Below are 18,496 nucleotides of genomic sequence, written 5' to 3' on the forward strand. Positions count from 1 at the left end.
TTCCCATTGTACCGCCATTGAGGCCGTAATCAACGCGTAGCCCGCTTGCTTTCATTGCTACAGCATCTTGCTATAATCGAGGCGGATCACGTTGCCATGACAGAATAGGAGGTCGCATGAAGCACATCGTCGTAAGGCCCGAGAGGTGCACAGGATGCCGTTTGTGTCAGCTCACGTGCTCGGCTCAAAACTTCAAGCTCAACACGCACAAGTCTGCTCGCATTGGGATCGTGCCTCGTTTCCCGGAGGGCTATTTTGAGGTTCATCTCTGCAACCAGTGTGGCGTCTGTCAGCCTGTGTGTCCAGTTGAGGCAATTTCTGTCGATGCAAACGGGGCCTATGTGATCGACGAGTCCACGTGCATCGACTGCGGGGCATGCGTGGACAGCTGCCCACAGCAAGCGATCTTCAGGTCACCCGCAAGTCTGCATCCCTACATGTGCAATCTTTGCGGAGCCTGTGTGGCAAACTGTGCAGCGCAAGCTCTGATCTGGGAGGAAGACCAATGATCAATGGCTATGGTGGCTCAATTCTGCGTGTCGACCTGACCACCAGGTCGGTCAGGCGAGAGCCCGTGACGCCCGAATTGGCTCACGATTGGCTCGGCGGTCGTGCATGGATCGCCAAGTATATGTACGATGAGCTTCCTGCAGGTGTGGATCCGCTCAGTCCTGCAAACAAAGTGTTTGTGGCGACGGGGCCTCTCTCGGGCACGTTGTGGCCTTCCAGTGCCAAGATCGTCTGGGGCACCAAGTCTCCGCTGACGGGAGGCTACATCGACAGCAATATGGGCGGCCTGATCATGGCGGAGCTCAAGTACGCAGGCTTGGACATGATCATTGTCGAGGGTGCCTCAGAGACCCCGGTGTACCTCTGGATCGACGACGAAAAGGTCGAGATACGTGACGCCTCCGGCTATTGGGGAAAGGGCTCCGTCGACACCGAGTACGCTCTGAAGCACGATCTCGGGGAGGACTTCCAGATTGCGACCATTGGCACTGCCGGCGAGAATCTGGTGAAGTTCGCATGCATCACACATGACGTGGGACGTCAGGCAGGCCGAGGGGGAACCGCGGCGGTCCTGGGGTCGAAGAAGCTCAAGGCGATCGCCGTGCGTGGAACAACACCAATCCCGGTCGCCAACATCGAGGGTCTGCAGAAGCACACGACCTCTGTCATCGACTACATGAAGAACAAGGCGTACTTCCCGACCTTCTCCAAATATGGCACGACGGATGTCACGGACTGGTGTGACAGCGTCGGCGTCATCCCTGTCAACAACTTCCAACATGCGCAGTATCCCAAGAAGGACCGCATCAATGGCAAGTACATGCGAGAGCAGATATATGTGCGCGACAAGGGCTGCTATGCGTGTCCTCTGGGCTGTTCCACCTACACATATTCGAAGAAGTACGATGTCTACGTCGAAGGCCCCGAGTACGAAACGATCGGCCTGATGGGCTCCAACCTCGGCATGGACAGCATTGAGGAAATCGCCGTGCTGAACGCCGATGTCGACAATCTTGGCATGGACTCTATCTCTTCTGGATCGGCGGTAGCTTTTGCCATGGAACTGTATCAACGGGGAATCCTGACAAAGGAAGATTTCGGTGGCTTGGAGATGACCTGGGGAAACGTGCATGCGGCACGCTCATTCCTGAGGCTTATCGCTTCTCGACAGGGGATCGGAGCGACGTTTGCAGAAGGAGCTCTTGCTGCTGCGCGCATCATCGGCAAGGATACCGAGAAATATGTTGTGCAGGTAAAGGGACTGGACTATTCCGCCTACGATACGCATGCTGCGCCGGCCATGATGCTCGCATACATGACCTCAGATATCGGAGCGCAGCACACGCGTGCGTGGGCCATTGTGCAGGACATCACCATGGGGCGCGGCACCACTGAAGGGAAGGGGCAGGTGGTTTATGATTTGCAGCACCTGCGTCCTCTCATGGAAGTGCTGGGCGTCTGCCGCTTCCCGTGGCTCGAGATAAAGGTCGACTGGGAAGACTACGTCACGGCCCTGAACCTGGTCACCGGACAGCACTACACGACGGAGGGGCTGTTCGCCTTCAGCGAGAAGGTGTGGAACCTGACGCGAGCGTTCTGGACCCGAGAGGTGGATGGGTTTGGACGTGCCTATGACCAACCGCCGGCCAAAATGTATGAGGAGATGCCCGATGGGCCGACCGCTGGTACCAAAGTGACGCAGGAGATGGTGGACCAGCTCCTTGACGGGTACTACCAGGCGTATCACTGGGACCAGAACGGACTGCCGACAGCCCAGAGGCTGCGTGAGATTGGTCTGAGCTATGTCGCAGACGACTTGGTGAAGCGAGGACGTATACCGGATTGAGACCTCATGTGAGGCTGGAAGCAGGAACGCCCAAGCTGATGCCTGGGCGTTTTCTGCGTTGCAGGTGCGCTTGGCTGACTCAGTTGCGCGCTACGGCACCGAAGAAGATCTGCCAGGCGAGAGCGGACTTGGCGACTAGCGAGAGCAGGACGTACACCCTCTCGCCGAAGATGTAGTCACGCCACTTCCCGACCTTCCGGTACTGCAGGACCATGTTGATGGCGAAGCAGTTGAAGAAGACGAAGATGGTTCCAAGGATGTAGTAGACGAAGGTCGGGATTGTCCCCGTCGCGCTGGCGGCAGCACTGAAGAAGTACATACAGATGACGACCCAGGGAACGAGGCCGATGATGGAACCGAAGATGAACGATGTCCAGTTAGTCCGGGCGGTCGTTTGATTATGTAGTTCCATCATGAGCCCGAACAGGTTCATTGCAGCGTTCAGACTGAACAGCATGATGGCGCTGGAAAGGTCATACATGCCGGACAGCTCGGCGATGATGACGATCATGACGGACGAGCTCAACGCATATTCGTACCATCGGATGTAGTTGATGCCACGCCGCAGGTTTGCCTTGTACCATTCAAACACGCCGGGCAGGATGGTCACGAAGTGGGCGATTGCCGACAGCAGCAAGAACACCGCAATTGCCGGACCAAGACGGAAGGTGCCAAGGGTTGCCGGAGTAGGGACGGGCATTCCTCCTGGCCCGCCCGCCTTGAGGTAGTTCGTCGTGATGGGGACTGTCAGACCTTTTCCCCAGCCAAAGATGATGATGAGAACTGCCTGGCCGAGGTGCAGAAGAGCCATGAGGATATTGTAGATGCGCAACCTGTTGAGGTCATACGATGAACCCTGTGATTCGTGTCTGTCTTCCGTCACTGCCTGCCTCCAAAAGTTAGAACTACTAATAATATGAGTATAGTGAATCACGCAATTGTTGTCAAGGGGGATGTGCAGGGAAGGTGCCACCGAGATGGTGCCGAAGGAGGGAATTGAACCCACACGGGTGTTACCCCGGCAGATTTTGAGTCTGCTGCGTCTGCCAGTTCCGCCACTTCGGCACGTGCCTATTATACGTGCGGGCCGAGAGCTGTCAAACTGGCGCTCACACGTCGGCAGGCTGGCATCGGCTCCTATGCAGAGTGGCCCAGATTTGTATAATGGCTGCATGGATGACATGCCGAAGCTCGCACAGACTATCGACGAGGTCGTGGCTGGGCGGACCGAGCTGTACGAGACCATCGTGCGCTACTACGAGGGATTCGTATTCTCGGTGGCCGTTCGGGTGACCTTCGACCGCGATCTGGCCTATGACGTGACGCAGGAGGCCTTCCTGAAGTTGTATGGAAGTCTCTCCAAGTTCCGGGGACAGTCCCGGCTGTCGTCGTACCTTTATCGCATTGCCACCAATGCCGGCATCGACGCTGCGCGCAAGCGGTCCCAGCACCCTGTGAGTTCCGGCAACGCTCAAGCCGACCTGCTGACGGTCGAGGCGCCGCAGACTGCCAGCGATGGTCCAGATGTGGAAGAGGTCAAGTCCGCTCTTCGAGCCGCCCTGCAGAAGGTCGATCCTGTGTTCAGAGCGGCTTTTGCCCTCGTCGACCTGGACGGCCTGAGCTATGAAGAAGCCGCTGTCCGGCTCGGAGTACCCGTAGGGACTGTCAAGAGCAGAATCTTTCGTGCCCGCGGTGAACTGCGTAAACTCCTTTCGGGAACCTTGGGACGTTGAGCGCGTCTTATGAATGGTGACAAGTGATGACACATGACATGAGAAAGGACAACGAGATCATGGGCGACAACGAACAGCCTCTTGAGCTGTCGGCGGAATTGCGCGGCGAAGTATCGGTGCTGTTTGCGCCGATGGATCGCTCACTGGCAAGTTCCGTGACTGCCGTCATCGGCTCGCGCCGCTCGCGCCGCCGCTTGCTTCAGGGCCTGTGGCTCGGATTCTCACCCGTCATGGCGGTCGCCATCGTAGTTGTGCTGTACGTTGGTGGTGCCGTCTTGCCGCGCAGGCTGCCGCTTGCGACATCCAAGGGAGCATTCATGCCTCCGAACACGGAGATTCGTGCTCAGGACACCCCACCCAATGAGCTTGTCGGCTCTGACAACATCAAGACTCTTGCCACTGCGTGCCGGGTGCCGTCCTTTCGCGTCGTCCTTGAGGGCAATGTCGCGCGCAGACAGCTCCTGGCAACGTGGCTGAGAGCCAGGCATGCTGACATTGCTCTTGAACTCGACGCTGCTGTCCAAGGACGCGAGGTCGCCTTGACGCTGGAGCCCGATGAGGTCCGGGGATTCGTCGCTCTAATGGCGCTTCATGGGTTCAGCGGACAGGAGCCCTCAGGTCTTCGTACGGTCGCGGGATTCTCACCCGAGTTCTGGACAACCAGCCTGGGCGCCCCATCGTTGTTCATCTGCATCATTCCATGAACACTTGGCGCTCATGCGCCCATTCGGCAATAGGGAGGCACCTATGATTCAGTCTGTGCGAGTACGTCGGTTTCTTGTGCTGATTCTCGTCGTCGCTATGGTGGCCATAGGGGTGAGCGGATGCGCGAAGCGCACCAGTGTCTCGCCGGAGCGCGACTTGGCGACGTCGGATGGTGTCATGGGCAAGGGCAACTCCGAAGGTGCCACTGGCACGGATTCTTCGGCCCCACCCTCAACCACGTCAGTCGATCAGCTGGCGACAGACCGCAAGATCATTTTCAACGCCAGCCTCAGCCTTGACGTCGTCGACGCGGAGAAGGCCTTGAGCGACTGTGAGATCCTCGTTGCCAAGTACGGCGGCTTCGTGGCACAGTCATCGCTTCAGAAGTCGGACACCCGGGTGCTCGCGACCGCGGTGCTGCGTGTGCCTGCGGCCAGAGTTACTGAGCTCATGAACGGGCTTGTGGGACTCGGCACCGTTACGAGCCGCAGCAGTGGTTCGGACGATGTCACATCACAGTACATCGACATCGAGGCGCGACTCAAGGTCCTTCGAGCAGAAGAAGAGCAGCTGGTAGGGTTCCTGAAGAAAGCCACGAACATCAAGGACATGCTTGCAGTTCAGGAACAGCTGCGTTCGGTTCGCACGCAGATCGAGCAGTACGAGGGGCAGCAGCGCTACATGGACAATGCGACGTCGCTTGCCACGGTCACCGCTCAGCTCGTACAGACGACCGAAGCGTTCGTTGCGCCTCGAGGTTTTGGATCGGCGTTTGCCCAATCCCTCGCCCGGTTTGGACACGGACTGGCTGCCTTCTGGACGTGGTTCGGCGGCTCAGCTGTCTTCATTGCTTTCTATGGGCTTCTCATCTGGGCACTGGCATGGATTGTCCTCAGACTCGTGAAGCGCCATTCGCGCAAGAGTCTGCCACCGCAGAACTGACGGAAACGACAGACCACCGTACGATGGGCCGAGGCTCCAGGGCCTCGGCTCTCTGCATGCCCTCTCCGCACCCGTGAGAGAGCGTCTCCAGGAGAGGCCTTACGTCGAACCAGAAGTATGAATCTTGCGTGCAGACTCAAGCGACCTATAGTTAAAGCATGGCTAAGAGGAATCTCTTCGGAACGGACGGCGTGCGGGGTGTCGTGAACACCCAAATCACGTCCAAGCTTGCCTTATCTCTGGGAGCGGCTGCATCGATCTACTTCGACGGACACTCTGCCCAGCAGACAAAACGCACCATTGCTATCGCATGGGACCCACGTGTCTCGTCGGAGATGCTTGCCGCGGCGCTTGGTGCCGGCTTCATGGAGGCGGGGGTGTCCGTAGACTACCTGGGCGTACTGCCGACACCGGGACTCGCGCTCATTCTGGCTCGCGAGACAAGGTACATGGCGGGTGCCATGATCTCTGCGTCACACAATCCTCCGGAGTACAACGGGATCAAGTTCTTCGGCCCTGGCGGTCATAAGTTGGCAGACGCGGACGAGGAGGCGATCGAAGGGAACCTTGGTCTCGTCGAACTCGGCAATCCTTCAAGAGTGCATGGCGACGAAGTGGGTGGCGCCCATAGAGTCGAGAATGCGCGCGAGGAATACATGGCCTTGGTGCGGCAGAATAATCCAGGGCTCTCACTCAAGGGGATCACGATCGTGGTGGACGGTGCTCACGGGGCAACAAGCTATACGACACCGACGTTGCTGCGACAGCTCGGTGCGCAGGTGATCGAGATGAATACGGACCAGGACGGCAAGCTTATCAACAAGGACTGTGGGTCCACACATCCTGGCGCCGTGGGCGCGAGGGTGGTGGCCGAGAAGGCGGATCTGGGCGTTGCCCACGACGGCGACGGCGACCGGGTCATCATGGTCGACCACAACGGGCGCCGCGTTTCCGGGGACGTCATGCTGTACATTCTGGCTCTGGGATTGGCTGGAGAGGGCCGGCTCACCGGAAACACGGTCGTCGGAACAGTTCTGACCAACCTTGGTCTGGAGAAGGCACTGGAATCTCATGGGGTCAGGCTCGAACGGACAAGCGTTGGAGACCGCTACATTCTGGACCGCCTGAACGAGGGTGGGTTCGTGCTAGGCGGCGAGGAGTCGGGACACATCATCAACATGTACCAGAACGTGACGGGCGATGGCCTGGCGACCACCCTGGCAGTGCTGGGATATCTTGCCAGGACCGGGCGCGACCTGTCCGCAATTGTCGACGAGGTCGAGCTCTATCCTCAGATTGCCGAGAATGTCAGGGTGAAAGACACGTCCATTGCTTCACGCCCAGAGTTCATGGCTGCGGTCGAAGCGGCGCGCATCGAGCTGGGCAATGCTGCCAGACTTGTCGTGCGGCCTTCTGGGACAGAACCCCTGGTGCGCATTTTTCTGGAGGGTAAGGATACTGAGCGTCTGATGGCGCTGGCAGACCGGCTGAAGCGTGTCCTGTTGTCAGCTGGTCAGCAAGGAGAGGAGTGACATGTGTGGGATCATCGGATACGTTGGACCGCGTAAGGTAGTTCCCGTCATCATTGAGGGCCTACGCAAGCTCGAGTATCGAGGGTACGACTCGGCGGGGATGGCCATTCTGGAGCAGGGGGAGCTGGTCGTCGTCAAGAAGCGTGGCAAGCTCAAGGCTCTCGAGGAGGCCATCAAGGGGAACGAGTATACAGCCACCACCGGAATGGGACACACACGATGGGCGACCCACGGCAAGGTTGAGGACAGGAATGCTCATCCGCACGTGGACTGCAAGGGCGCGATCGCTGTCATCCACAACGGTATCATCGAGAATTACCAGGTACTCCGAGATGATCTGATCCGGAAGGGGCACATCTTCGTGTCCGAGACCGACACCGAGGTTATCTCTCATCTTATCGAGGAGCAGATCGACGCGGGCGCAGACCTGCTCGAGGCAGCGCGGAAGACTGCGTTGCAGCTTGATGGAGCCTTCGCGTTCCTCGTTCTGGCCAAAGTGTTCCCTGGTCGTATCGTGGCAATCCGCAAGTTGTCTCCCCTGGTACTCGGGGTTGGCGATGGGGAGATGATTCTCGGTTCAGATACCCCGGCACTCCTGGAATACACGCACCGGATCATCCCGTTGCACGATGGGGATGTCGTCGAAATCAATGACAGGGGATATGCCTTCTTCTCGCTTGATGACGGGCGCCCTCTCGATCGGACGCCCATGACCGTTCAGTGGAGTGCCTCCGCCGCAGAGAAGCAAGGCTACAAGCATTTCATGTTGAAGGAAATCAATGAACAGCCGGTCGTCATCAGAGATACACTGTACGGCCGCATCGATATCGACAGTGGACACGTCGAGCTCGAGGAGTTCCAAAGCCAGCCCGTTCCCGACCGTATCTCGATTGTGGCGGCGGGGACGTCGTACCATGCCGCGCGCGTAGGCAAGTACCTTCTGGAAGAATTGGCACGCATCCCCACCGAGGTGAGCTTTAGTAGTGAATATCGCTACCAGCGACCCATTGTTCGTCCAGGGACGATGGGGATTGCTGTCACGCAGTCAGGAGAAACGATTGACACGCTCGCTGCGCTTCGGCTTCAACGGAACCTTGGTGCCAGGGTTGTGGCCATTACAAATCGACCGGAGAGCACCGTTTCGCGCGAGTCAGATGTGACGTTCGTTACTCAGGCGGGTCTCGAGATCGGCGTTGCAGCCACGAAGTCGTTCATGGCCCAGCTCATCGCTTTCTATCTCATAGCTCTCAATTTCGGACAGCGCAACGGTACGCTCGATCCGGAGACATCGGCACACTATGCGTCGCAGTTGTCCAGTCTCAGCCAGAAGTGTGAGCAGGTCCTCGACTATGCTGGCATCATGGAGACGATCGCTCGCAAGTTCTACAAAGTCCACGACATGATCTATGTTGGGCGCGGCGTCAACTACCCCATTGCATTGGAGGGCGCGCTCAAGATGAAGGAGATCAGCTACATCCACGCTGAGGGATACGCCGCAGGAGAACTCAAGCATGGCCCGATCGCCTTGCTGGACCAGGATGTTCCCGTGGTGGGCATCCTTCCCCAGGGGGCGCTGTACGAGAAGATCTACTCGAATCTGCAGGAGTCCATCGCGCGCGATTCACCCCTCGTGGTCTTGGCCGACAAGAAGGACAAGAGAGCACAGGACATCGCCACGGACTTCATCCCGATGCCGTCGGTCGAAGAGTTGTTCTCCCCGGTCGTCTATTCATTGCCGCTCCAGCTTCTGGCGTACTACACGGCAGATGGCAAGGGTCTGGACGTGGACCAGCCACGGAATCTGGCAAAAAGCGTGACAGTGGAATAGCTGAGCTCTGAGACCCGTTTTGTGAGGCGCTGAGCCAAAGGCCGACCTTGTACAGGGTCGGCCTTTCTGCTATACTTGCCGACGTGCGCGCCCGTGGCCCAACTGGATAAGGCGATGGCCTCCGGAGCCGTAGATTACAGGTTCAAATCCTGTCGGGCGCACCAGACTTGATGTCTTTTCAACCCCTCGCGGCAATCTCACGCCGTTCATCTGCTCTCACGAAGCTCTGTTGTTGACAGCAAATCTATCGCTTCTGGAGTTGTCGACCCGGGATCGACGTAGCTGTCGACTGGACCTTGTGGACTGAGAAGCCCCGGACACTTGCCCGGGGTCTTTTGCGTGTATAATGAGGGCCGTTACTGTCGTGGCATCCAAGGAGTAGTCGTGAAGAAGCTCGTCATAGCAGAGAAGCCGAGTGTGGCGGAGCAACTTGCAGCTGTCATCGACCACTGCAAGAAGAGCCGTGAGTATTACGAAGGCGAACACTACATAGTATCGTGGGCGGTGGGCCACCTTGTTGGATTGGCAGAGCCCGAAGACTACGACAAGAAGTACAAACAATGGTTGTTGTCCTACCTGCCGATCATCCCTGAGGCGTTCAAGTTCTCCGTTCTTGAGGGAGCCGAGGAGCGTTTCAACGCACTCAAGAAGCTCATCGCCTCCAAAGAAGTGGACGAAGTCATCAACGCCTGCGATGCAGGTCGCGAGGGTGAGTTGATTTTCCGCAACATCTATGTGCAGGCGGGAGGAACAAAGCCTTCGTCACGCCTGTGGCTGTCCTCCTACACTGACGAGAGTATCCGTGATGGATTCAAGCACATCCGTCCCGAATCTGCATATGATGACCTGGGGAGGGCGGCACTGGCGCGTTCTGAGGCAGACTGGCTGGTTGGCATCAACGCTACCCGGGGGCTGACGAGGCGCAACGGCTCGCTTGTTACGGTGGGGCGTGTGCAGACACCAGTTCTGGCACTCATCGCGAAGCGTGAGAAGGAAGTCCAGGCATTCATTCCCGTGCCCTATTTCGAGGTCGATGCCCAGTTCAAGGTCGTGCCGCATGGTGAGCCGACCTATGCAGGACTATGGCATCGGGGATCCGAGAGCAGACTCGCCGACCAGGCAGCCGCTGAAGCCATTGCCACGAAGTGCTCAGGGCACAGAGGGGTGGTCGCGTCGGTTGCCCAGAAAGAAAACCGGATGCAGGTACCCTATCTGTATGATCTTGGACTGCTGCAGCGCGAGGCAAATGGCCTGAACGGCTTGAGTGCGAGCCGTACACTGAAGGCAGCACAGTCTCTTTACGAAGCGAAGCGCGCCATCACGTACCCGAGAACCGACAGCAAGTATCTGCCCAAAGCGCTTCGCAAGGAAGTTGTCACGGTACTTGGCGACCTGGGGATTGGGGAATACGCGCCGTACGTGCAACACGTGCAGCGCGAGGGCTGGAAGATGCGGTCCTTCGTGTTCAACGACGAGAAAGTCAGCGATCACTACGCCATCATTCCGACTGGCACGCGGCTGGACCGAAGCAGTCTCTCTCATGACGAGAGCGTGGTCTATGACCTGGTTGTACGACGGTTCCTCGAACAGTTCTACCCTGAAGCTGTTCTGATGCTCACTCGCGTCGAGACTGTCGTTGAAGGCGAAACATTCGGCAGTGACGGAAGAGTCGTCAAGACCTCTGGATGGCTGGAGGTCGCCCCACGTGAGGCTGACAGCAAGGACTTGCCGGACCTCAAGGAGAAGCTGAGCGTCCAGGCGTTCAGGGTTGAGAGCGAACGCAAGCTGACCAAGGCTCCGCCACGGTTCACGGACGCGTCGATTATCGCTGCCATGGAGACGGCGGGCAAGCTGGTCGATGACGAGGAACTGGCTGAGGCAATGAAAGAGCGTGGCCTGGGGACTCCTGCCACACGTGCGGAGATCATTGAGAAGCTTATCCGGACCGGCGTTGTCGAGCGGAAAGCGCGGAGCCTGGTCGCCACAAGGCGTGGTGTTGACCTGATCGACCTCCTTGAGGCGATCCAGTTGTCGGATCTTGTGGCCCCAGACCTTACCGGTGACTGGGAAATGAGTCTGCGCAAGATAGAGAAGGGGTCATTGGACAACGTGGAATTCCTGGAGCGTATCGAGGGATTCACACGGCAGATGATCGAGAAGATCAAGGGGTACGAAGCTCCCACGCAGATCGGCATCGAGTCGGCGGAACCACTGGGTGTGTGCCCCATCTGCGGCGGCAACGTGCTTGAGCGTCCGGCATCGTATGTCTGCGAACACCACGGCCGCAAGAAGACGGACTGCAAGTTCAGCATTCCGAAGATGATTCTCAGACGTTCTATCAGTCGCGAAGAGGCCTTGCAGCTTATGACCGACAAGAGGACGGACATGCTCGACGGATTCGTGAGCAGGCGCGGGTTCAAGTTCAGTGCGCGACTCCTACTCAGGCCCGACAACAAGCTGGAGTGGGAGTTTGCTGAGGGATCGGGTGGCAGTTCTGCGGCGACCGAACCTGTCGTGAATGAGGAGCCATTGGGTCGCTGCCCTGTGTGTCAGGGTTCAGTGGTAGAGACCACTGAGCACTACCGGTGTGCTGCAACTGACTGCCGCTTTCAAATGAAGCGAGTCTACGCGGGCAAGACCATTGACCGTGACATGGCCCGTAATCTGCTCGAGAAAGGCAAGACAGATCTGATCGAGGACTTTGTATCAAAGTACAACAAGCCGTTCTCAGCCTATCTGAAACTCGGGGACAAGGGCAGAGTGGAGTTCGAGTTCCTGAACAAGGGACCGCGGACGGGGAGGCGGACACCCGGTCACGCAACAAAGGCAGGAGCCTCCACAACGAAGACAACCAAGGCAGTGTCCTCCATAACAAAGACAGAGAAGAAGGGGACCGCCACGAAGAAGACCGACAAAGCAAAGGCTCCCACAAGAAAGGCAGCCTCGAAGACATCCAACAACAAAGGCGGTGCATCATGATTCCATTCAGCGCGATTTTCACTGTCGACTTCTTCTTCAGCCTCGGATACGTGGTTCTGTCGATAGGAGGGCTTATGCTGGCAGTCTCCTACAGGCGCTCTCAGGAAGGGAAGGTGAGTCTGTTCCTCCTGCTTACAACGGCTCTGGTGGCTGCATATTATACCATGCAGTGGCTGTTGAGCAGCTTCATTTCCTTCTATGTCAGTAACTACGCGGCATCGCACCCCGAGTTCCAGATACCTACATGGCTGAACATGGCTCTCGTCATCCTGTTCACTGCTCTGAACTACGCGTTTGTCCTGACGCTGGGGCTGACCGCCTGGTTTGCAGTCAGGAAGACTCGTGCAGAGAGAATGGTACTTACTCTGGGTCCCGAGGAGACGAGTCCTGAGGAGCTGACCACCGGATTGCCTTTGGATGTTGAGCAGTCCGGGACGACCGGCGACAATGCGGCTCCAGACGAGCCGTCCGTTCCTGGGCCCGAAGCATAGTCCATGGACCGTGAGGAACTGTATCAGGTCATCGTTGAGAGGACGCCGTCGCAAAACCTGATCAACCATATGCTCGCTGTCGAGGCCATTATGCGTGGCCTTGCAGCGCATCTCCATGAGGACGTCGAGAAATGGGGCCTGGCCGGCCTCGTGCATGACATCGACTATGGCGAGACCAAGGACAAGCCAAACCTGCACAGCATTGTTGGATCAGAGCAGCTGCATCTGATGGGAGTGTCTGAGGACATTTGCTATGCGGTGCGCGTCCACAACTCGCTGCATGGCCTGCCGCGCAAGAGCATGATGGACAAGGCGTTGTACGCGGCGGACCCATTATCCGGCTTCATTGTCGCGTGTGCTCTCATTCGACCAGAGAAGAAGCTTGCGCCCATTGATACGGACTTTGTCATGGTTCGCTTCAAGGAGAAGCGTTTTGCCGCTGGAGCAAACCGCGATCAGATGCTTGCCTGTCAGGACATGGGACTCGATCTGTACAAGTTCGTTGCCATCGGCCTGAGTTCCATGAAGGGGATCGCCGCAGAAATCGGCCTCTAGATCAGTTTCACCATTCCAATTGATGACCGACGCCCGCCTTCACGGCGGGCTTCTTGTTATGCCCAATAGGGGTATACTTCATTGGTAAGTAGTCTCGTATGTTCTGTGCAACGGACACTTGCCAAAAAATGTCACCACAATGCGGAGGCAAATCGATGTCGTTGAACGCAGAAGAGTTGTTCTCAGAACGGGCGCTGGGTTTTAGACCAACCGAGATTCGGGAGCTCCTCAAACTCGTCGACAGTCCGGAAATCATCTCATTGGCTGGAGGCATGCCAGACGATCGGTTCTTTCCCATCGATCGAGTGATCGAGGCAAGCACGTTTGCGCTCAGGGAATACGGCAAGAAGGCTCTCCAGTATGGGTCTACGGAGGGCATCAAGAAGTTGCGTGTTTTGCTCATGGATCGCATGGAGAACGAGGGTGTCCAAGGCATCGATCTGGACAACGTCATCATCTCCACCGCCTCACAGCAGGGTCTCAGTCTGATGGCACAGGTCTTCGTGAATCCTGGCGACACCATCATTGTGGAAGAGCCATCTTATCTCGGAGCAATCCAGGCTTTTGGAAGCATGCAGGCCAAGTTCTGCACGGTTCCGCTGGACAAGGATGGCATGCAGATGGGCATTCTTGAGGACAGGCTCAAGGAGCTGCAGAAGGCGAACATCCGCCCAAAGTTCGTCTATACGGTGCCCAACTTCCACAACCCTGCCGGCGTCACCATGACGCTGAAGCGCCGCACGAAGTTGATCGAGCTGGCCCACGCGTATGATCTGCTGATTATCGAAGACGATCCATACGGGGAAATACGCTTTGAGGGTGAGCCAATTCCCTCACTGCTGGCGTTGGATGGCAAGGATCGTGTCGTAGGGCTGCGCACGTTCTCGAAGATCAGTTTCCCCGGGCTTCGTCTGGGGTGGATCGTCGCCCGCGAAGACATCATGAGCAAGATCATCGTTGGAAAACAGGCAGCTGACCTTTGCTCTCCGGCCATGACTCAATACATAGCGTATGAGTTTGTCAGCCGCGGGTGGCTGGACGACTACGTTGACGTTGTTCGGCGCGAGTATCCCAGGAAGAAGAATGCAATGATCTCCGCTCTTGAACAGTATTTCCCGGTCGGCAGCAGCTGGACTGACCCTCAAGGCGGTCTGTTCGTATGGGTGAAGGCACCGGACAGTATCGACACCGCGGCGATGTTCCGGGAGGCGATCAATGCCAAGGTTGCGTATGTTGTGGGCATTGCCTTCTACCCTCATCGGGACGACACTTGCCATATGCGGTTGAACTTCTCGGCCGTGGATCCAGAGCATATCACTGAAGGGGTCCATCGCCTGGGAGACTTGCTGAAGTCGAAGATCTAACGGCTGGTTGAGACAGACGTGCAACGACCCCTGTCCGCGTTTTGCGGGGCAGGGGTCGTTGCGGTTCTGCAAACGGGTGGGGACTAGATGCTGCGGAACACGGAGCAGATGTCTCTGTAGTCACAGGAGAAGCACTTGCTGCCGCGTTTTCCGCGAAAATCGCCCTGAAGAATCCTGCGAGCGGTTGTTGCCAGAACCTCTCGAGACTTGGCAATACAGTTTTCTGCCCCTTCGTCCATCTCTGCCTTGACGTTCTCGCGGAGGTAGTACGTCTGAAGGATGAACCGCTTGCCCCGAAACTCTTTCAGCTGACCTAGTGCCGCAGCGTACAGCGCCACCTGGAACCGATGAGATGTCAATGCCGACGCTACTCTCGGTCTCGCCGACTTGTAGTCGACGATCCGCAGCACATGGTCATTGACTTGGTCGATTCGGTCGACGATACCTGTAAACGGAATACCATCAATCTCCGTGTTGATGAGGTGTTCCACGTACAGCATCTGTTGCCACGTGGACTGGAAAACCGGGAAGAATGCCGTAAGTACGCGCAGGGCCTGACGGTGTTTACTGTCTTCATCACCGGGGTCGGCATATCCCTCCGTCAGCCAGTTCTCGTTCAGAAGCTGGGAGAGAGAGGTGGGGAAGAGGGCTGCATCATCTCTGTACAGCTGCCCGTCTTCTCCCAGGTGACATGACAGCAATCTCTCGAGGACCGTGTGGATACTCTTGCCATAGCTGAAATACCAGTGAGATGGTTCCTCGATCTTCTGAATGTACCTGAGCTCGAATTTCCTGGGACATTCGTTGTACGTCGATATTCTCGAGTAGCTCAGCGGTTCTGTATGCGCGTTTTCCAAAGCATCTCCACCTGTTTTCGGGTCTGCTCGACATCCATCGTGTTGTCGATGACAACGTCGGCATACGCCAGTTTCTGAGCCAGAGGCATCTGTGCCTCAATTCGGCTGACGGCTTCGTCGCGCGAAAGATGGTCGCGCGTCATGAGGCGCTCCAGTTGTTCGCCCTTCGATGTTTTCACAACCCAGATCTCGTCGACCAGGTTCTGCCAGCCGGCTTCGATCAGAATTGCTGCGTCAAGGACCACGACGGTTGACGTTCGGTGAAGCACCATGATCTCGTTGGCGACCAGTCTCGTCATGATGGGCATCATGATATCGTTGAGCGTTGTGAGGAGATCGGGGTGTCCGAAGACCAGATTGCCGAGGAGGTGACGGTTGAGCTGGTTTCCATCGAAGATGCAATCCCCAAAGGCAGCTCGCACCTGCTCAAGCGCTCCTTCGACGTTTTCGGCAAGGACGCTCTTTCCTACCAGGTCCGCGTCGAGCACCGCTGCACCGTGCTCCCGCAACATGCCGGAGATCATGCTCTTGCCGGAGGCAATGTTGCCGGTGAGCCCAATGTTGATACTCATTCGAGGTCGCGCAGATTCGGGCCGGCAGAAAGGTGAGTCACCAGGGGGATCGAAAGGTGGATCGCCGATTCCATGGACTCCTGCATCATCCCGCGGACAAGCTCAAGTTCGTCGGACGGTGTGTCGACGACGATTTCGTCATGTACCTGAAGTACCATGCGCGCCTTGAGCGGCTGAAGGTCCTTGTTCAGAGATATCATGGCCATTTTGATGACGTCGGCGGAGCTCCCTTGTACAATGGCATTGAATCCCTGCCGAATAGCTTCCTGCCGCTCCACGTTGTTGCGACTGTTGATGTGCGGGACTCTCCGCAAATGTCCAAGAATCGTCTTCACGTAGCCATCGTGCTGGGCCGCCTCGACCACCCGGTCACGGTAGTCCCGGATGCCGGGAAACCGCTCCAGGTAGCGTTCGATGTACTGGCGAGCCTCTTCGCCAGTGATGCCGAGCTGCCGTGAGAGACCATATGGCGAGATGCCGTAGATGATGCCGAAATTGATAGTCTTGGCGCGTTTCCGCATCTCGGGAGTCACAGATGATTCTGGAACGTCGAAGACCTGCGAAGCCGTGTGCAGGTGAATGTCCTCTCCCTGAGCAAATGCATGGCAGAGGTTTGCGTCCGCCGAAAGATGCGCAAGCATCCTCAGATCGATCTGGGAGTAGTCTGCCGAGACGAGCACCCAACCGTCGTGGCTGGGTATGAACGCCTGTCTGATTTCGCGCCCAACCTCGGTTCTGGCAGGGATGTTCTGCAGGTTGGGGTCGATGCAGCTGATGCGTCCCGTCGACGTGCCGGTCTGGAGGAACGTAGGGTGAATCTTCCCGTCCGGCGCGACATATCGGACCAGCGAATCCGTATAGGTTCCCTTGATCTTGGTCAACTGACGGAGCTCCAGGATAAGCGGAATCGCTGGATGTTCGTTCTGGATTGCCTCCAGGGATTCGACGTCGGTGCTTAGACCTGTCTTGGTTCTCTTGGTCGGTGCAAGTCCCAGCACATCGAAGAGGAGCACGCCCAGCTGTTTGGGAGACTGAAGGCTGTAATCGTGCGTGCCGACGAGCTCGTACGTCCGGCGTTCCAGTTCAGCAATACGAAGGCCGAGCTTCGCTCCGAAGGTTCGCAGGTAGGCAGTATCTGTGCGTATACCTGCCATCTCCATGTCCGCGAGCACCGCTGCAAACGGAATCTCCATGTCGTTCAGGGTGCCTGTGAGCTGTGATTCCTCGAGAGCCGTGTCGATGGGGTAGGAGACACGATAGACAAGGTCGGCCAATCCCTCGGCAGTGGAGGTGTCTCCAGTCAGTCCCCATGCGTCGCCGATGCGGTCAAGGCCCCAGGCTTTCTGGTCAGGATCCAGCAGGTACTGCGCAAGCATGATGTCACGGATGGGGGCAGGAGCGCCCAGGCCGAACGGTGCGAGGGTGTGACAGAGTCTCTTGTAGTCGTAGACATACGTCATGGACGTACTGTCTGAATGGAGGGCCTGGGGAGGCGAGCCGAACATGGCGTCGATGTGGGTCGACGAAACGTTGTCCTTTGTTCGGCGGGCCACCGTGAACCCCTGCCCTTCGAGATCAGGCACGACGGCTAGGGCCGTTCGGGCATCGAAGACTACGTTCGTCGCCTGTAGGGGAACCGGAGCGAGCGCTGCGGGGCGAGCGCCGGCGTCGAAAAGGTCGTCGCGATGGACAGGTATCGGCGCCACAGCGAGTGATGGCATGCCGAGAATCTTCGATGCGCGCCGGCTCAGTGCCACAAACGACAGCGTCTGGAACAGCTGGGCAGTCTGCTCAGTATCTGGGGCGTTACGGACCAGGTCAGCGAGGCTGGTCGGTTCGTCCAGACTCATCTGGATCGTGACCAGCGAGCGGTTGCGCAGGATGATATCCCGGTTCTCGGCGAGCAGGGTCCTGTAGCGTTCGGGGCCGCCGTTCTCGAGCAATGCCTCCACTGAACCGAACTCCTGGACCAGTTTCAGTGCGGTCTTCTCGCCGATGCCCTGTACGCCGGGGATGTTGTCGGACGAATCTCCCTTGAGGGCTTTGACATCGATCAGTTGGGGGGCTGTGAGGCCGAACTCCTCGAGGATTGCCGCAGGAGTATACTCTCTGATCTCCTTGACTCCCTTGACCGTAATGCGTACTGACGTGTTGTCGTCTGTCAACTGGAGCAGGTCGTTGTCCCCGGAATAGATGATGCAGGGGATCTCTGCCTGGTCAGCGACCTTGCTGTAGATGCCGATGAAATCGTCCGCTTCGAATCCGTCCTTTTCGCGCGTCACGATGCCCAGCGAACGGATGAGTTGCTTGAGGTTGACGAGCTGGCTGACGAGTTCGTCGGGCATGGTCTCCCGGTTGGCCTTGTACTCTTCGAACATCTCGTGGCGATAGGTCGCTGCCTTTCGATCGAAGAAGACGCCCATGTACTGTGGTTGAAGCTCTTCGATGATGGAGAGCAGCATCGTCGTGGTCCCCAGAATCGCTCCGGTAGGGATGCCGGTGGCGGTACTGAGGTGGGGCATGGCGAAAAATGCTCGGTACAGAATCGAACTCCCATCGACAAGCACTACGCGGTTCGTCAT

15 protein-coding genes and 2 tRNA genes are annotated in these 18,496 nt (G+C 57.6%); 12 read left to right on the forward strand and 5 right to left on the reverse strand.

The genetic code is table 11. The features are described from left to right. Positions 1–116: 116 nt before the first annotated feature. Entirely contained in the window at positions 117–509 is a 393-nt protein-coding gene (locus C0398_03760) for a 4Fe-4S ferredoxin (protein ID MBA4365109.1), read from the forward strand. Next, a complete protein-coding gene (locus C0398_03765; GenBank protein ID MBA4365110.1) occupies positions 377–2,356 on the forward strand; it encodes an aldehyde ferredoxin oxidoreductase in 1,980 nt (659 codons plus the stop codon). Before C0398_03760 ends, C0398_03765 begins: the two co-directional genes overlap by 133 nt. A 79-nt stretch (positions 2,357–2,435) precedes the next feature. On the opposite strand, the gene C0398_03770 is transcribed toward C0398_03765, so the two are convergent. Both C0398_03770 and C0398_03775 read right to left on the reverse strand, forming a co-directional pair. Next, on the reverse strand, positions 2,436–3,239 hold the full coding sequence (locus C0398_03770; GenBank protein MBA4365111.1) for a hypothetical protein: 804 nt from the start codon (positions 3,237–3,239) through the stop codon (positions 2,436–2,438). A 95-nt stretch (positions 3,240–3,334) separates the two neighbouring features. Continuing rightward, positions 3,335–3,421 (reverse strand) — tRNA-Leu (locus C0398_03775). 74 nt (positions 3,422–3,495) lie between these two features. Between C0398_03775 and C0398_03780 the strand changes: the two genes are divergently transcribed. The 10 genes from C0398_03780 to C0398_03825 all read left to right on the forward strand — a co-directional run bounded on the left by C0398_03780 (position 3,496) and on the right by C0398_03825 (position 14,485). After that, complete coding sequence (locus C0398_03780; protein MBA4365112.1) at positions 3,496–4,089, forward strand: hypothetical protein; 594 nt, start codon at positions 3,496–3,498, stop codon at positions 4,087–4,089. A gap of 26 nt (positions 4,090–4,115) precedes the next feature. Next, positions 4,116–4,793, forward strand: coding sequence for a hypothetical protein (locus C0398_03785; protein MBA4365113.1), 678 nt, complete (start codon positions 4,116–4,118; stop codon positions 4,791–4,793). Beyond that, positions 4,681–5,736 carry a hypothetical protein gene (locus C0398_03790; protein ID MBA4365114.1) on the forward strand — a complete coding sequence of 352 codons (1,056 nt, stop codon included), beginning with the start codon at positions 4,681–4,683 and terminating at the stop codon, positions 5,734–5,736. Before C0398_03785 ends, C0398_03790 begins: the two co-directional genes overlap by 113 nt. Before the next feature lie 158 nt (positions 5,737–5,894). Beyond that, complete coding sequence (glmM, locus tag C0398_03795; GenBank protein MBA4365115.1) at positions 5,895–7,268, forward strand: phosphoglucosamine mutase; 1,374 nt, start codon at positions 5,895–5,897, stop codon at positions 7,266–7,268. Position 7,269: 1 nt separating this feature from the next. Next, entirely contained in the window at positions 7,270–9,096 is a 1,827-nt protein-coding gene (gene glmS, locus C0398_03800) for a glutamine--fructose-6-phosphate transaminase (isomerizing) (GenBank protein MBA4365116.1), read from the forward strand. An 87-nt stretch (positions 9,097–9,183) separates the two neighbouring features. Further along, positions 9,184–9,260, forward strand: a tRNA-Arg gene (locus C0398_03805). A 157-nt stretch (positions 9,261–9,417) separates the two neighbouring features. Next, positions 9,418–12,075, forward strand: a complete 2,658-nt coding sequence (locus C0398_03810) for a DNA topoisomerase III (GenBank protein ID MBA4365117.1) — start codon at positions 9,418–9,420, stop codon at positions 12,073–12,075. Continuing rightward, a complete protein-coding gene (locus C0398_03815) occupies positions 12,072–12,566 on the forward strand; it encodes a hypothetical protein (GenBank protein ID MBA4365118.1) in 495 nt (164 codons plus the stop codon). The genes C0398_03810 and C0398_03815 overlap by 4 nt, the downstream gene beginning before the upstream one ends. Positions 12,567–12,569: 3 nt before the next feature. Next, positions 12,570–13,121, forward strand: coding sequence for a phosphohydrolase (locus tag C0398_03820; GenBank protein ID MBA4365119.1), 552 nt, complete (start codon positions 12,570–12,572; stop codon positions 13,119–13,121). A 128-nt stretch (positions 13,122–13,249) separates the two neighbouring features. Continuing rightward, a complete protein-coding gene (locus C0398_03825) occupies positions 13,250–14,485 on the forward strand; it encodes an aminotransferase (GenBank protein MBA4365120.1) in 1,236 nt (411 codons plus the stop codon). A gap of 83 nt (positions 14,486–14,568) precedes the next feature. Here C0398_03825 and C0398_03830 read toward each other — a convergent pair whose 3' ends face one another. The 3 genes from C0398_03830 to C0398_03840 are packed head-to-tail and all read right to left on the reverse strand — an operon-like array spanning position 14,569 to position 18,496. Next, positions 14,569–15,342 carry a hypothetical protein gene (locus C0398_03830; protein MBA4365121.1) on the reverse strand — a complete coding sequence of 258 codons (774 nt, stop codon included), beginning with the start codon at positions 15,340–15,342 and terminating at the stop codon, positions 14,569–14,571. Further along, the gene (locus tag C0398_03835; protein ID MBA4365122.1) at positions 15,315–15,914 is read right to left on the reverse strand and encodes a dephospho-CoA kinase; all 600 of its coding nucleotides are present in this window, start codon (positions 15,912–15,914) and stop codon (positions 15,315–15,317) included. Before C0398_03835 ends, C0398_03830 begins: the two co-directional genes overlap by 28 nt. Continuing rightward, positions 15,911–18,496 carry a DNA polymerase I gene (locus C0398_03840; protein ID MBA4365123.1) on the reverse strand — a complete coding sequence of 862 codons (2,586 nt, stop codon included), beginning with the start codon at positions 18,494–18,496 and terminating at the stop codon, positions 15,911–15,913. The genes C0398_03835 and C0398_03840 overlap by 4 nt, the downstream gene beginning before the upstream one ends.

This window comes from Coprothermobacter sp., from assembly GCA_013824685.1.
Taxonomy (GTDB): domain Bacteria; phylum Caldisericota; class Caldisericia; order Cryosericales; family Cryosericaceae; genus Cryosericum.